The following is a 14,801-nucleotide window of genomic DNA, read 5'->3' as shown; positions in this document are numbered from 1 at the left end:
GATGCAAAAATCTAAAGTTATCGGGTCAGTATCAAAAGCAATTGGGATCATCACAATGTGTTTGACCCCAACATGGGTTTCAGCAAAGACTATTTTAATTTTGGGTGATAGCCTCAGCGCAGGTTATGGCATTGATGTAAAGCAAGGCTGGGTTCAGTTATTACAACAACGCTTAGACCAACAGTATCCGAAACAGCACGAAGTGGTCAATGCAAGTGTCAGTGGTGAAACCACCAGCGGTGCATTGGCAAGACTTCCGAAACTGTTACAAACCTATAAGCCAGAAGTCGTCGTGATTGAGCTTGGAGGAAATGATGGTTTACGGGGCCAACCGCCACAAATGATTCAAAAAAACCTTGCACAATTGGTACAGCTTAGCCAAAAACAGAAGGCCAATGTTTTATTGTTTGGTATGAAAATTCCGCCGAACTATGGAACTGCCTATAACACTGCTTTTGAAAATAATTACAAAGTGGTTAGCCAACAATATCAAGTAAAGCTGTTGCCCTTCTTCTTAGAAGGCATCGCTGGGCATAAGCATTTAATTCAAAATGATCAAATTCATCCCAACGCCAAAGCGCAACCCATGCTGTTAAATTTAGCTTACCCTTATATTAAAGGCGCTTTATAAATCACGCATTGATTACTAGCGCGTCAGCCAATGTGTTTCTTGAAATAAACCACACGTTCAGTTTCATGAAAACCAAGCGCCTGATGCATCGCATGGCTAATACGATTGTCGAGGGCTGCATCCGAGGCAAATTCAGTACATCCAAACGGTTTTGCCCATGCTTCTACTTGTTGAATCAGATGTGTTGCGATGCCTGAACGTCGATAATCAGGAAGGACATAAATTCCTTCAAGAAATGCAACGGGTGAAGTTTGCGTGCCATTTACATATTCATATCGAATCGATGCTTCTAGCATGGCAATCGCTTGTTGAGTATCTGAATATGCGAGTAGCTGTAAGCTTTGTGTCTGTTGAAGTAGCTGCTGCATTTCCTGTAAATGTGCCTCGTCATGATCAGGCCAGAGCAGTTTTCTCAATCCCAACCAATCTGCCATCAGGGATTCAGATACAGGCATAATATTCATTGCAGAATGCTCTTTGGGTTGAAACATCCAGATTTTATCAATGAAGGATATAAAGCATTAATCATAAAATTATGGCGAGTTTCTCAACTCGCCATCTACTTTAAAAATCGAAGAAACTAACTTCGCCCGTTTCTAGCGAATATTCAGCTCCGACCACGATCATTTTGCCTTTCTCAATTAAACTTTCTAACACAGCAGAACCGTGACGTAGTTGATTCACTGAGGCAAATACATTGGAACGAACTGCATGGGCCGAGAGTTTTTTCAAATCGTTTTTCAATTCGGTTTGCATCAAGATTTCAACCGAAGGACGCACACGATTCACGATCGACATCAAATTCGATGACGGGGGTTGCTCTGGATGCATCAAGGTATCAATGGTCGCTTGAATCGCTCCACAATGGCTATGGCCTAAAACCACCACGACTGCACAATCATAGCGCTCTGCCGCAAACTCAACACTGCCCACCTGTGAAGGTGCAACAATATTGCCCGCAACACGGATTACAAACAGGTCACCTAAACCTTGGTCAAATACCATTTCAGCAGGTACACGTGAGTCAGAACAGCCTAAAACAATGGCAAAAGGATTTTGATCACTTGCCATTTCGGCACGTTCCTGATGAGACAATAATCTTTGTTGAACTGCCTCTCCTTTTACAAAACGGGCATTACCAGCTTTTAAACGATCTAATGCTTCTTGTGCGGTGAGCATGCGTGTATCCATTTATAATTGACCTGAGCGGACAGTTTAATGTGCACCTGTTTGAAAGTCACTGACAAAAATAAAAACTCTCAGAACACTTGCTAATCTTTTAATCAGGAAAATAAAGGAAAAATGATGATTTCATTGGCAAGAATTTCCATACAGCTGTAGATTATGCAAATGACTCCTTTCGCACTTTCCCCAATAATCCATGAGTGTAAAAATAGATCAAGGATAGAGCAATGAATACAAAAAACCAATTTGCCATGCCCTTTCGCAGGACATTAACTGCGGCTTTACTGGCATGCAGTTTGACTACAATCGCGATCAGCACCACGCAGGCTGCGGAAATTGAGATGAGTTTCCAAAATCTGCTCCAACAAGAACGGACTTGGGCTGGCTTACAAAGCAAGACCTTAAAGGTAGGAGATATCACTTGGTCTTATAGTGAAGGCGGTCAAGTGGGTAAACCTATTGTCATTTTAATTCATGGCTTGGCTGGCAGTCGAGACAACTGGAATCGTGTTGCACGCGCCTTAACTGCAAACTACCATGTCATCATTCCAGACCTACCCGCCAGCGGTGAAACACAGGTTCCCAAAGATTTTGATTATTCAGTACCTAACGTAACTGAAAAATTGCGTCGTTTTGTCGAAGCAGCCAATCTGACAGGGCCAGCTCATGTTGCAGGTCATTCATTAGGCGGTTCAATTGCCATGCTATATGCAGGCCAATACCCATTTGAAACCAAAAGCCTATTCTTGATTGATGCTGCGGGGGTCTATAAATCTGCTAACACGCCTTATCTTAAAGATCCAACCCAAGTAAAAAACATGATTGTGAGTAAGAAAGGTGACTTTAACTTCTTAATGCAACAAGCCATGTTTACACCACCGTTCATTCCAAAGGAAATTGCACAAGCACAAGAGAAAATGATGATTGGTCAAGTTGAACAAACCAAGAAAATGGTCGACCAAATCATTGCTTTGAATAAGCTGTATACACCAGATTCATTTGCCCTACTGGCTCGCTCAATTGATGCGCCGACCCTGATCCTATGGGGCAAACAAGATAAGATTATTAATGTTGAAGTAGCGCCTGAGTTAAAATCGCTCCTGAAGAATGCCCAAACACCAGTGATCTTGGACAATGTAGGTCATATGCCGATCTTGGAAGCAGATCAATTGGTGGTACAGCAATACCTTCCCTTTTTAAGCAAGATTCAGGTACAAAAGCCAGCAACCTCTTCTTCACCCTAAATTTACCATAACGATTTGAGATTTTATGTCTAAACAGCCAATGATAGAACAACTGATTGATGCACAACTTGACTTTTTAGAGCATGAGTTTGCACAAGCAGAAACCATTCAACATGAGTTTAAGCAGTTCTATCATTGGTTGCGCTTACAACAGTTAGGACATCTGTGGTCATTTGAACAAATCTTTGACCTGATTGAAAAGCAGATTTTAGCTACACCTGCCAGTCCATTTTTAGTCGAACAAATTGCTGAACATATCCGTTTTGCCTTGATTCATCCCATCAATGATCAAACTCGCATTGAAGATGTGATTCCAGTCCTCACCATTGATTCGATTGCGCAATACGTAGCCAGCAAAAGTGGACATCGCCAACGCCTGATTAAAACCATCGTCAATAACCCTGCTTTTTCTGCACTGATCACTCAACTGATTCAACACTCTATCCAAGACTATCTGGATAATTCCATGTCTAAGCGTGTGCCAGGTGTGGGACATTTTATGAAAATGGGGAAATCGGTCTTAGAAACCGTGACCGATTCAAATCTAAATGAAGCGATCGGAAACTACTTACAAAAGAATATTCAAAAAATCAGTCAAATGAGTGAAAAGGTATTAAACCAGCACTTCAATGATGACAAGCTATATCATTTTCAGGCCAATCTCTGGCATAAAATCAAAGTGATGCCTTTATCTGTATTGAAAAATTATATCGAAGTCCAAGACCTGCCGCAGACCGTGGGCATGGGACATGAGATTTGGGAACATATTCGTCAAACCCCTTACCTGAAGCAACAAGTGCATGATGGCGTCTATGCATGGTATGCCCGTAATCAGGAACGTAGCTTTGATCTTTTACTACGTGATCTGAATATCGACGAAGCGTTGATTGAAAATGAGCTCAGTCATTTGCTCAGCCCTGTTTTACAGCAAGTGATTAGCACGGGTTATTTAAGACAGCGTGCACGTGCTTATTTAGAGAAATTTTATTATTCTGAGCCAGTCAATCAAATTTTAAATAAAAAAGGATAAGGCATTTTCTGCCCTATCCTTTTGCTGCTTCGACTTAGAAACTATATGTCACGCCAAGATTGTAACGGCGGCCATCTAAGACATAGTTATAGGTATCTTTATCAATTTCTTTGTCAAATAGATTATAGATCCCTGCTGCAACTGCGATATTTTGTGTTGGCTTATAGTTTAACCCGACATCCACCATGGTATAGGCAGGTTTGCCTTTCGCCATTGCAGTGCGGCTTAAATAATCCGAAGTTTTACTGCGGTAGTTAACACGGCCCCAACTTGAGAACTGGTCATTAATTTCCCAGTCCGCAGTCGTATTGAACATATGCTTTGGCATTTCATTTAAAGGCTTGCCTTTGTTGATACCACTTTTTTGCTCGGTATCGGTGAAGGTATAATTGGCACTCAAGTTGACATTTGCTAAGACTTGCCAGCCAAAGGTCGCTTCTGCACCACGCATACTGGCTTTATCGACATTTTCACGCAAGCTGACAAAATCAAACTTCTCGCCTAACCAATCACATTTCATCTCACCAGGTTTACCCTGACAAGTTCTGACTTCAGTGATCTTGTCTTTAAATTCACTATTAAACAGAGTGAGCCCTGCGTTCAGGGTATCCAAATTATCCCAATTAAAGGAAACCTCATAGTTGACACTTTTCTCAGGTTTTAGATTTGGATTTCCAACAATCACCCCCTTACTTTGTCCACCACCCGTTGCTTGGCCCCATTCCGCAACTGTGGCACGAAGTGCTGGTGTTTTATAGCCTGTAGAAACACCACCTTTGATCACCCAATTATCATTGAGCCCCCAAACTCCATAGACTTTGGGGCTCCAGTGATCGCCAAACTTTTCATCTTTGTCTAAACGCAGCGAGGTTGTTAAGCTAAAGTCATCCACGATATTCCAGGCATTCTCAGCAAATAAGGCCCAACTATAACGATCAAGGTTCGAAACGGGTTTTGCCCCGCCCACACTTAACTGATTGCCTTTGTCATCCAACTCTTCCTTTAAGTACATTCCACCAAAGCTGAGGCTATTACGTCCTAAATTAATTTTATTGATGGTATTAACGGTGGTGTTGGTCGCTTCCATATTACGAGATGGGTTTTCATTTTCTTCACGCTGAATATAAGAATGTGTTTCAACTGCAGCAATCTTGCCACGATGGGTTAAACTATATTCAGTACGATAATAGTCAGTTAACGAATTTACAGGTCGGTTCCGTCCTGTTTGTACTGGAGAAATACTTTTCCCAACCGTCGCATCTCGATTTTGAATCGAACGCTGGTATTCAAGATCAATGCTATGATCATTGTTGGGTGTCAGACTGAATGCCGCCCCACCCGCACGAATTTTCTGTTTGCTATACCCACCGTAAATTTTATCTTCATCACGCTGAGAATACAGTCCATTGGCTTTAAAAGATAAGAGATTCGCAATTAATGGGCCTGCAATATATGCATTGCTCTGGTATTGATTTCCTGAGTCCGAGTTTTCTTGTAATGTCGTATCGACCTTAACCGAGCCAGTCCACGCGGTGGCATTCTTTTTGGTGATGATATTAATGACACCACCCATTGCATCTGAACCATATAAACCAGACATTGGGCCACGAATCACTTCAATACGCTCAATCGCCCCAATATTCGGCAACCAGCCCTGTTCAATCCCGGAGTTATCACTATTTGGTCGTACCGAGCGTGAATTTACTTTTTTCCCATCCACCATAATCACGGTATAAGCACTGCCCATACCTCGGATACTGATATCACTTGAGCTTCCCCCGCCTGTAACCACCACCCCGGGTACATCTTTCAAGGCATCGGTTATATCGCGATATGCTTTTTTGTTGATTTGTTCTTGCGTCAGTACTGAAATAGATGCTGCTGCTTTTTTAATATCCTGCTCAAATCCACTTGCCGTTACCACGATCTTGTCTAATTGCACTGCATCTTTATTGGTTTGAGTTTCTGCTGCATGTGCAATTGTCATCATACCACTCAGCACGGAAATGGTAAGCAATGATTGACGCACGATTGTATTGGACATATTCCCACCCGATTCAAAAAAATCTTAAGATCTGCTTAAAAATTGATGAAGATTCTAACAAAAAACAAATAAAACTCAATACAAATGATAATTATTATTATTTAAATATTCATTATCTTCTAATACATCTATTTATGAAATAAAGAAAAAAGCCCCCCTGTTTTGATCAAAAAATAAAAAAAGCCCTTTAACAGGCTTTTTTTATTACGGTCACTTTCAAGCAATTATTTAAAATAAGCGCCTTCAGCCTGCGTATGATCGGTTTGATCCACTACGCGCTGTAACTCAGGCACGTGTTGTCTCAACGTTGTTTCCACACCTTGTTTTAAGGTGACATCAATTGCAGAACAACCTTGGCAACCCCCACCAAATTTCAGCACTGCGGTCAGGCCATGTTCCGGGCTATCCTGTACTTCAACTAAACTACAGTTACCGCCGTGCCCTGCTAAACCTGGGTTAATTTCAGATTGCAGCACATAGGTAATACGTTCTTCAATCGATGCATCTGGCCCAACACGTGGCACTTTTGAGTTCGGTGCGCGGAACGTTAATTGACCACCAAAACGGTCTTTGTTGTAGTCAATCACCGCATCAACCAAATAGGGAATTGATGGCGCGTCGACATAAGCAGGAAAGTTAGGATAATCCTGTTTATAGTCTGTTGGCACCACTTCTTCAGGTGCGCTATATGCCATACAACATTCAGCACGTGGAGTACCCGGATTCTCTACAAAAACACGAACGCCAATCCCTGGTGTATTTTGCTTTGCTAATAAATCACCTAAATACTCTTGTGCAGAGGGAGTAATTAAAAGGTTTGGAATTTCTTCTGCGACAGCAGTGTTGGTGTTCTCAGTCGACATAACAATAATCCTCAAGCTGATGTCGTTATATTAACCGAAGATGGAGGGTAATTAAAAAAAATCAACCATTTTTGTAGGAATTCTATGCAAGATCATTGTTTATTAAGTTTTTAATGGCATTATTGCTTAGACACTGATCAATTTAAAAGCTATATGTTACCTCTACCCTTTGGTCACACTGTGACACTGATTATTATTACTGTGGCAATTTCCTTATTGGCATTTTCCAATCAAGCAGTAATGAATCGTTTAATTTTTTGGCCGCCAGCTATGCAACGTGGACAATATGATCGTTTTATCACGCATGGTTTCATTCATGCCGATGGAACACATTTATTGTTCAATATGATCACGCTGTTTTTCTTTGGCAATATCATTGAAAGCTTCTACCGTCAGTTTTTCTATGACATGGGTTTTGTTTTATTTTATCTCGGCGGACTGATTGTAGCGATTCTACCCAGCTACCTAAAACATCGCCATGATGCCCGCTGGACCAGCCTAGGGGCTTCTGGTGCTGTTTCAGCAGTCCTATTCGCCTATATCCTGTTCCAGCCGTGGAACCTGATTTTCGTTTTCTTCATTCCTGTTCCTGCCATTATTTTTGCCATTTTATATGTGGCTTATAGTATCTGGTCAGGTCAACGCGGCAATAGTAATATTAATCACAGTGCTCACCTGTGGGGAGCTGCCTATGGTGTGGTCGTGACCATTATTCTGGAACCAAGAGTGGTTCCGCATTTTCTCAATCAGCTCACCAAAATTCCATTTTAAAGCATTCCAGAACAAAGCCCCTCGCTCGGGGCTTTGCTTTTTTTAAGATTAACAATCAAATTTTAATTATTTTTATCATAAAAATCATCACTCTAAACTTGCCTTAATCCTTATAGAAAATTAAGTCGATTCTCATGTCTCGTAAAAGCCTCCTGAGCACGCTTTCAATTGCATTATTTAGTCTGTCAATTTCAGCTTGCAGTAATAATGATTCTGATAATTCCAACACTGTCGTTGAAACCAAAAAGCAACCTAACATTTTATTCATCATGGCCGATGACTTAGGCTATTCAGATTTAGGGGCTTTTGGTGGAGAAATTCGTACTCCAAACATTGATGCCCTGACGCGAGAAGGCCGCATTCTAACCGATTATCATACTGCACCAACCTGTTCCCCGACCCGCTCGCAATTGATTTCGGGCACAGACCATCATTTGGCTGGTATTGGTGCCATGGCTGAACTTACACCACCGCACCTAAAAGGACAGCCAGGTTATGAGGGCTATTTAAATGAACGCTCACTTTCCATCGCAGAGGTGCTCAAAGACAATGGTTATCGCACCTATATCAGTGGCAAATGGCATTTAGGCTTAACCGATGCAAGCAATGCACATGCCAAAGGTTTTGACCATTCCTTTACCTTGTTACAAGGTCTAGACCTACATTTTAAACAAGCGCCTTCGGCCTATAAACGTAATGCAACCTATACTGAAGATGGCAAACCTGTCCCAATTTCATCTCTGCCTGATAATTTTTTCTCAACCGATTATTACACCGATAAACTGATTAGCTATTTAGACTCAGGTAAAAACTCTGGAAAGCCCTTTTTTGCCTACGCAGCCTATACTGCTCCACATTGGCCCTTACAGGCACCCACCGAATATCGTGACCGCTATCGTGGTGTTTATGATGTCGGCTATGATGTGATTCGAGATGCACGGATCGCCCGCCAGAAACAACTCGGACTGATCCCCGCCAACTTTACAGCTGCAGACCCTATTGCCACACAAAATGCACCACAAAAATACGGTAAATGGAATGAACTTTCACCTGAGCAAAAGGCCTTGGAAGCACGCAGAATGGAAATCTATGCGGGTATGGTCGAAAATCTGGATGCCAACATCGGTCGGGTCATTCAATATCTAAAACGCAATAATCTCTATGACAATACTCTCATTTTCTTTGTGTCTGACAATGGTGCAGAAGGTTTTATCCGTGGTAATTATGGAGCTGAATCTGGGTTTGATAATAGCGTTGATAATGTCGGAACCTCAAGCTCTTACCATTATGTCGGGCCACGTTGGGCAGAAGTCAGTGCTGCACCCTTTCACCTTTGGAAAGATACGGCAGGCGAAGGCGCAACAACCGCACCTGCGATTGTAAAGCTACCTGATCAAAGCAAAGCGCAAGCAACCTATCATGGCTTTGCTTCCGTTCTGGATGTTTTCCCAACGGTTCTTGACTATGCCAACATTGCCATTCCACAAGGCCAATACAAAGGTCGCCAAATTAATACACCAAGTGGCTATTCTTGGAAAGCCATACTTGAAAATAAGGCTCAAGCAATTCGCCCTGTGAACTTTAGTTTTGCTGATGAATTACATGGCAGTAAATATGCACGTCAAGGAGACTGGAAAATCGCCCTACAAGGAACATCTGGACTTGGGACGGGTACATGGGAGCTCTACAACCTCAAAAATGACCGAGGAGAAACTCGAAATCTTGCGCAGGAGAACCCAGCCAAGCTGCAAGAGTTGGTGGATGTCTATAATAAATACACCCAACAAAATGGCGTCAAGGAATACTTCCTTAAATGAAACTCTCGCCCATTTTAATCTCACTCTGCAGCCTGTCCCTTGTGGCAGGCTGCAGCAAAGTTGCCCCAGACACCACAACGTCCCATCGCCAAACGGCGACCGCCACAGCATCCCTTGGCTCATTGCCGCAATGCCAACAGTATTCCGGCTTACCCCATGCTTGGCAACACAGTAAAACTGCGGGCATGGTTTGGATTCCGAAAGGAACATTTCAACTCGGTTCCAATTTAGCCTACCCTGATGAGCTGAATTTTGGCAAACCACAACGCCAAGTTGAAGGGTTCTGGATTGACCAAACGGAGGTGACCGTGGCCCAATTTGCCAGTTTTGTCAAAGCAACAGGCTATGTCACCGATGCGGAAAAACAAAAACAGGCCGCTGTATTTTCCCCTGATGTCAATCATCCGAATCAATGGTGGCAACTGAAAAGCGATTACTCTTGGAAAACCCCCAACGGCGCAGCAGGTCAAGCTCCTCTTCCCTCCGAACCTGTGCGTTATGTCACCAAAAATGATGCAGAACATTATGCGGTCTGGTTAGGGCGAGATTTACCTTCCGAACAAGAATGGGAGTATGCCGCCAAAGCTGGATCAACAACAGATACCCCTTTACACCAAGCACCTCAAGATGCGCATCAACATCCCCAAGCCAATTACTGGCAAGGTGAATTCCCACTCAACAATACAGCGGAAGATCACTTCGACGGTGTAGCTCCCGTGGGATGTTACCCCGCCAATGCCTTTCAATTATTCGATATGATTGGCAATGTCTGGGAGTGGACGTCTTCTGTCTATCACGGCGCACATGATCAACACATGGGCAATTATGCGGAACTGCGACAACAGAACAGCACTGCAACGCAATATGTATTGAAAGGTGGTTCTTTTTTATGCGCTTCTAACTTTTGTGCTCGTTATCGAAATAGTAGTCGTTACCCACAAGAATTTGATTTAGCCGCAACCCATGTCGGGTTTAGAACCATCTTACGCACGCAATCCTGATATCGACTGCTGTTCAGCATTTTTGACGACCTATGCGTAAGAAATTCAATATCGCGTTCAAAGTGAATAAAAAAATAATGCATCAAATTTCTGGTGCATTCTCTTTTGCACTCGTTCTGTTCAAGCTGATTGTTCAGTGATGAAATTGAACCTTTCCCATTACAAAGTAATTATGAATCCAGCTTAAGTTTTTATAGGTTTAGGTATCTTATCGCCTTTTTATTTATACCAAATAATCCACTTCATCCGATAATTGCATAATAAATCACATTTTTTCCAATTAGTAATTTCATTTATTAACAACCGATATAAACTACAAGGATATATTTTATTCTTCTGATGGAATTTTTAGATGAATCTAATCCAACATGGCGCTGTCCTCAAAATATTGAACAAGGTTCAGCATGCTGATGATTGGATGATTTTTCTGGAACAGTTGAACCATTACTTTGATCTACAGGCATCCCAACTGCTGGCTGTCGACCTTGAGGTACAAGCGCTTTCTTTCAGTGTCCATCACGGCGTCGATTTTGATGCCAATCAACTTGAACAAGCCGCACTAACCCAAATCCGCTTGGCCATAGATGATGACCCGCGTTTAAAGAAAATGCTTTTAGGGCCAATGAAGGGATGGATGCATTGCACTCAACATTTTCAAGAACATGAAATTATTCAAACTCAAGTCTATCAACGTGTACTGCAACCGCTGAATCTACGCTTCTGCTCAGCCATTCAGGTGATTTATGATCACAAAGTTTGTGTCATTCTAGCCTTTCTCACCAGTCCTGATCGTGGTGCTTTAAACTGCACTGAGCTAGAACCCGTGTACGAGATTTTACCGATGCTGCGGCAAAAGATTCAGCAATATCGGCATCATTTTGAATATTCCAGCATGACCTTACTCGGATCACAACTGATTCAAAAAATGAATCAGCCGATCGCAATTATTAATCTGAATGGCGATATCCTTGAAATTAATACTGAGGCAGAACAATTATTAGCATCGAATGAACAGATCCAGATTAAGCAACGCCGCTTTCTGTTAAGTGAGAATAAGCAACAACAATTCGATCAGAACTTGATTGAATTAGAACGTCTTTATAAAAATCATCACGATCTGGCACATGCAGAACGCAGCAAAGTCATGATGCTAGATCAACATTTATTCCTAACACTGGATTTACTCAGCCCGGAAAAAACACATAAGATTTTTGGTTTACGCCCAGTCTTACTGGCAACATTCTCAGGGCTTAAGCCTAAGCCCAAATACCAGAAAGACATTTGTACGCAACTTTTTATGTTTACCCCTGTTGAGCACAAAATCTGCGAGCAACTGCTTGAAGGTAAAACCACCAAAGAAATTGCCCTTACACATGATATTCAAGCAGATACCGTAAAAAAACATTTACAATCGATTTTCAAGAAAACCAACACGCACCGACAAAGTGAATTGATTCAATTGTTGATGCAGTGGATATAATCTCGAATACCCCTTATGCAATCTCGGCGGGGAAGGCAATCACCTGATCAATGTTGAGCTGATTCATGGCCACCATTAATAACCGATCCACACCTAAAGCAATACCTGAACATTCTGGCATATTCGGTAGGGCTGCTAACAAATGCTGATCTGTTGGAATGACAGGTAATCCCTGCTGGGCACGCTCTGTATTATCTGCCTGAAAACGAGAAGCCAAAACCTCGGCATCCAAAAGCTCATCATAGGCATTGGCTAGCTCCAAGCCTTCGATATACACCTCAAACCGTGCTGCAACCAGTTCACCGTCTGCATCCTGTTTCACTTTTGCCAGCGAAGCCATTTCAGGCGGAAAATCCGTTAAAAATACAGGAGTATCAAAGCCTAAGCTAGGTTCTACAACATGAGAAAATAACAGATCCATATAGCCCAAACGGTCATCACCCAAATCAAGATTCAGGCCAACCCGATTGGCCGTGTCTTTAAGCTGTTTCAGACTTGCCTGTAAAGGATTAATTTCCAAACGATCCTGAAACGCATGTTTATAACTGAGAACAACAGGACGGATCTCGCCAAAGCGATGCGCCAAACAGCTTTCTAACAGATCAGCAGTTTCATGCATTAATCCTTTCAAATCGAGCCCAGGTCGATACCATTCCAGCATGGTAAATTCACTATTGTGCTTACGACCATGCTCATCATCGCGGAAAACTTTACAGATTTGATAGATCGGCCCACTGCCACTGGCCAATAAACGCTTCATTGGAAATTCGGGAGAGGTCTGTAAATACTGGGTATTTAATTTGCCATGAATATGGCGTTGCACCTGTACTGAAGCCAAATGCACATCGGTTACTCCCGCCTGCGACAAGACTGGCGTTTCCACCTCAAGCACTTGACGCTCGGCGAAAAACTGGCGAATCTTACGATACATTTCTGCGCGTGCTTTTAAAGCATCGATTGAACAGGTCGGTTGGTAGGTTTTCATTACTTGACTCATGCTTTTGGCCCACCGTGTGCAGCCCACTCACGGCGCAAAGGATAGTTTTTACGAAGTAAATCAAATGCTTTTTGCTCAACCTTCCCGTTTTGGACACAGCCACGAAGTTGCCGATCATCCGCAGCGATATCATAAATCTGCGTCAAATACTGCTTAAGTACCACTTTTAAATCCCGCTGCTCAAAATATTGTTCTACTGGTGGCAATTGACTTTCAAAACGCTTCGAGATGTCATATTTAAAGCTATGGCAAAAGGCTTCATAAATCATTTGCGTGCCTCTGGCCTTACCTTCCAAGCTATAACCTGCAATATGCGGGGTCGCCAAAGCCAGCATGTCTAAAAGTGTTTGTGAAATCTCTGGCTCAAATTCAAAGACATCCAGCACCACTTGGCGTTTTGTCTTTGCAATATCATCCATTAACGCAGTTTGCTGAATCACAGGGCCACGTGCACTATTGATTAAAATCGCCGTTGCTTTCATCTCAGCAAATGTGGCCGCATTAAATAAATGCTGTGTTGGATAATCACCCGATACCGTTAAAGGTACATGAATTGAAATGGCATCGGCACGCTTTAACAACTCAGCAAAACTTACATTTTCAATGCCAGCCAATTGCACATAAGGATCATAGCCAATCACATTCCAGCCTAGTAATTGAGCCATCACAGCCAGACGACTTCCGACATTGCCTAATCCCACGATGGCCAAAGTAAACGCCTTATTCTGTTCTAAAAGGTCACAATCTAAATGAAGTAAAGCGGTAATGACATATTCTGCGACTGCCTGAGCATTACAGCCGGGTGCGTTACTCCAAACAATATGTTGTTGTTCTAATGCTTGCAGATCAAGATGATCTGTTCCAATGGTGGCACTGCCCACAAATTTTATTTTGCTCTGATCAATCAACGCATGATTCACTTTAGTCACCGACCGAACCAAAAGTGCATCCGCATCCTGCACATCACTTTGTGTCAGCGTTCGTCCTGCACGATGCTGTATTTCTGCAAATTCCGCAAAGAAATAATCGGTAAATGCCAAATTTTCATCTGCGATAATTTTCATACAGAAGCTTCCATCAATAAATCTCTGCCTATTATCCTTAGCAGGCTTCTAATTGACAATTCATAAATACAACTCTGCAGCGATTAAATGACCGAAAAATGCTGCTCTTGCTACACGCATGCGACATATTGCCAATTTACTGCAACATCTTTGCTCTTATACTAGGACTTTCCCTAATTCCTCCATCGTAATGACGCAATACTCTCCTTATAAAGGCAAAAATGGCATTAAACGGATTCTCAATGCCACAGGCTATTCAGTTGCTGGTTTTAAAGCTGCTTTTCGCTATGAAGCTGCTTTCCGACAAATTTTATTGCTCAATGTAATTCTGGTCCCGCTCAGTTTCTTCTTGAATGTCACCGCAGTTGAGCAAGCCCTAATGGTCGCTGTCTGCTTACTGGCGATTATTGTGGAACTATTTAACTCAGCCATTGAAGCCGTCGTTGATCGCGTTTCCTTGGAAAAAAATCCACTGTCTAAAAATGCCAAAGATATGGGCAGTGCTGCGCAATTTGTCTCTTTAGCGATTATCTTTTTTACATGGATGATTATTTTGTTTAGATAAAAAAGTTGTCTCTAATACTGATAAAGACAACCTTAACAGATCATGGTCTTAGAGAGCAGAGTTTAAAACTAATCCTAGCCAATTGGCATTAGCTGCAAACTCTCCTCGC

At 42.3% G+C, this 14,801-nt stretch carries 14 protein-coding genes; 8 read left to right on the top strand and 6 right to left on the bottom strand.

Annotated features, from left to right (window positions below; genetic code table 11):
• Window position 1: 1 nt before the first annotated feature.
• Window positions 2–631: an arylesterase gene (locus NQU59_RS08255; RefSeq protein WP_257065812.1), complete on the top strand. Its 630-nt coding sequence runs from the start codon at window positions 2–4 to the stop codon at window positions 629–631.
• Between the two features lie 23 nt (window positions 632–654).
• Here NQU59_RS08255 and aac(6')-I read toward each other — a convergent pair whose 3' ends face one another.
• Together aac(6')-I and NQU59_RS08245 are read right to left on the bottom strand one after the other, a co-directional pair.
• Complete coding sequence (gene aac(6')-I, locus NQU59_RS08250) at window positions 655–1,095, bottom strand: AAC(6')-Ighjkrstuvwx family aminoglycoside N-acetyltransferase (RefSeq protein WP_257066222.1); 441 nt, start codon at window positions 1,093–1,095, stop codon at window positions 655–657.
• Between the two features lie 100 nt (window positions 1,096–1,195).
• Window positions 1,196–1,810 (bottom strand): carbonic anhydrase, encoded by a 615-nt coding sequence (locus tag NQU59_RS08245; RefSeq protein ID WP_032861893.1) that lies wholly within the window; start codon window positions 1,808–1,810, stop codon window positions 1,196–1,198.
• Window positions 1,811–2,043: 233 nt separating this feature from the next.
• Between NQU59_RS08245 and NQU59_RS08240 the strand changes: the two genes are divergently transcribed.
• Window positions 2,044–3,060, top strand: a complete 1,017-nt coding sequence (locus tag NQU59_RS08240; RefSeq protein ID WP_005243486.1) for an alpha/beta fold hydrolase — start codon at window positions 2,044–2,046, stop codon at window positions 3,058–3,060.
• Between the two features lie 25 nt (window positions 3,061–3,085).
• On the top strand, window positions 3,086–4,090 hold the full coding sequence (locus NQU59_RS08235; protein WP_005243488.1) for a hypothetical protein: 1,005 nt from the start codon (window positions 3,086–3,088) through the stop codon (window positions 4,088–4,090).
• A 34-nt stretch (window positions 4,091–4,124) separates the two neighbouring features.
• Here the strand turns inward: NQU59_RS08235 and NQU59_RS08230 are convergent, their stop codons facing one another.
• Both NQU59_RS08230 and nfuA read right to left on the bottom strand, forming a co-directional pair.
• Window positions 4,125–6,134: a ligand-gated channel protein gene (locus tag NQU59_RS08230; protein WP_257065811.1), complete on the bottom strand. Its 2,010-nt coding sequence runs from the start codon at window positions 6,132–6,134 to the stop codon at window positions 4,125–4,127.
• Between the two features lie 224 nt (window positions 6,135–6,358).
• Entirely contained in the window at window positions 6,359–6,997 is a 639-nt protein-coding gene (gene nfuA, locus NQU59_RS08225) for a Fe-S biogenesis protein NfuA (protein WP_005243499.1), read from the bottom strand.
• A 153-nt stretch (window positions 6,998–7,150) separates the two neighbouring features.
• Between nfuA and NQU59_RS08220 the strand changes: the two genes are divergently transcribed.
• From NQU59_RS08220 to NQU59_RS08205, 4 genes are all read left to right on the top strand, one after another.
• A complete protein-coding gene (locus NQU59_RS08220; protein WP_257065810.1) occupies window positions 7,151–7,768 on the top strand; it encodes a rhomboid family intramembrane serine protease in 618 nt (205 codons plus the stop codon).
• A 134-nt stretch (window positions 7,769–7,902) separates the two neighbouring features.
• On the top strand, window positions 7,903–9,585 hold the full coding sequence (locus tag NQU59_RS08215) for an arylsulfatase (protein WP_043972047.1): 1,683 nt from the start codon (window positions 7,903–7,905) through the stop codon (window positions 9,583–9,585).
• Complete coding sequence (locus NQU59_RS08210) at window positions 9,582–10,586, top strand: formylglycine-generating enzyme family protein (RefSeq protein WP_257065807.1); 1,005 nt, start codon at window positions 9,582–9,584, stop codon at window positions 10,584–10,586. Before NQU59_RS08215 ends, NQU59_RS08210 begins: the two co-directional genes overlap by 4 nt.
• A gap of 352 nt (window positions 10,587–10,938) precedes the next feature.
• Window positions 10,939–12,066: a helix-turn-helix transcriptional regulator gene (locus NQU59_RS08205; RefSeq protein WP_257065805.1), complete on the top strand. Its 1,128-nt coding sequence runs from the start codon at window positions 10,939–10,941 to the stop codon at window positions 12,064–12,066.
• Window positions 12,067–12,079: 13 nt separating this feature from the next.
• On the opposite strand, the gene epmA is transcribed toward NQU59_RS08205, so the two are convergent.
• Window positions 12,080–13,063 (bottom strand): EF-P lysine aminoacylase EpmA, encoded by a 984-nt coding sequence (epmA, locus tag NQU59_RS08200; protein ID WP_257065803.1) that lies wholly within the window; start codon window positions 13,061–13,063, stop codon window positions 12,080–12,082.
• A complete protein-coding gene (locus tag NQU59_RS08195; RefSeq protein ID WP_257065801.1) occupies window positions 13,060–14,127 on the bottom strand; it encodes a 4-phosphoerythronate dehydrogenase in 1,068 nt (355 codons plus the stop codon). Before NQU59_RS08195 ends, epmA begins: the two co-directional genes overlap by 4 nt.
• 190 nt (window positions 14,128–14,317) lie before the next feature.
• On the opposite strand from NQU59_RS08195, the gene NQU59_RS08190 reads away from it, so the two are divergent.
• The gene (locus NQU59_RS08190) at window positions 14,318–14,692 is read left to right on the top strand and encodes a diacylglycerol kinase (protein ID WP_005243510.1); all 375 of its coding nucleotides are present in this window, start codon (window positions 14,318–14,320) and stop codon (window positions 14,690–14,692) included.
• Window positions 14,693–14,801 lie beyond the last annotated feature (109 nt).

Source organism: Acinetobacter colistiniresistens, from assembly GCF_024582815.1.
Taxonomy (GTDB): domain Bacteria; phylum Pseudomonadota; class Gammaproteobacteria; order Pseudomonadales; family Moraxellaceae; genus Acinetobacter.
Note: the sequence above shows the minus strand (reverse complement) of the source record. Positions and strands in the feature narration are given on the sequence as shown.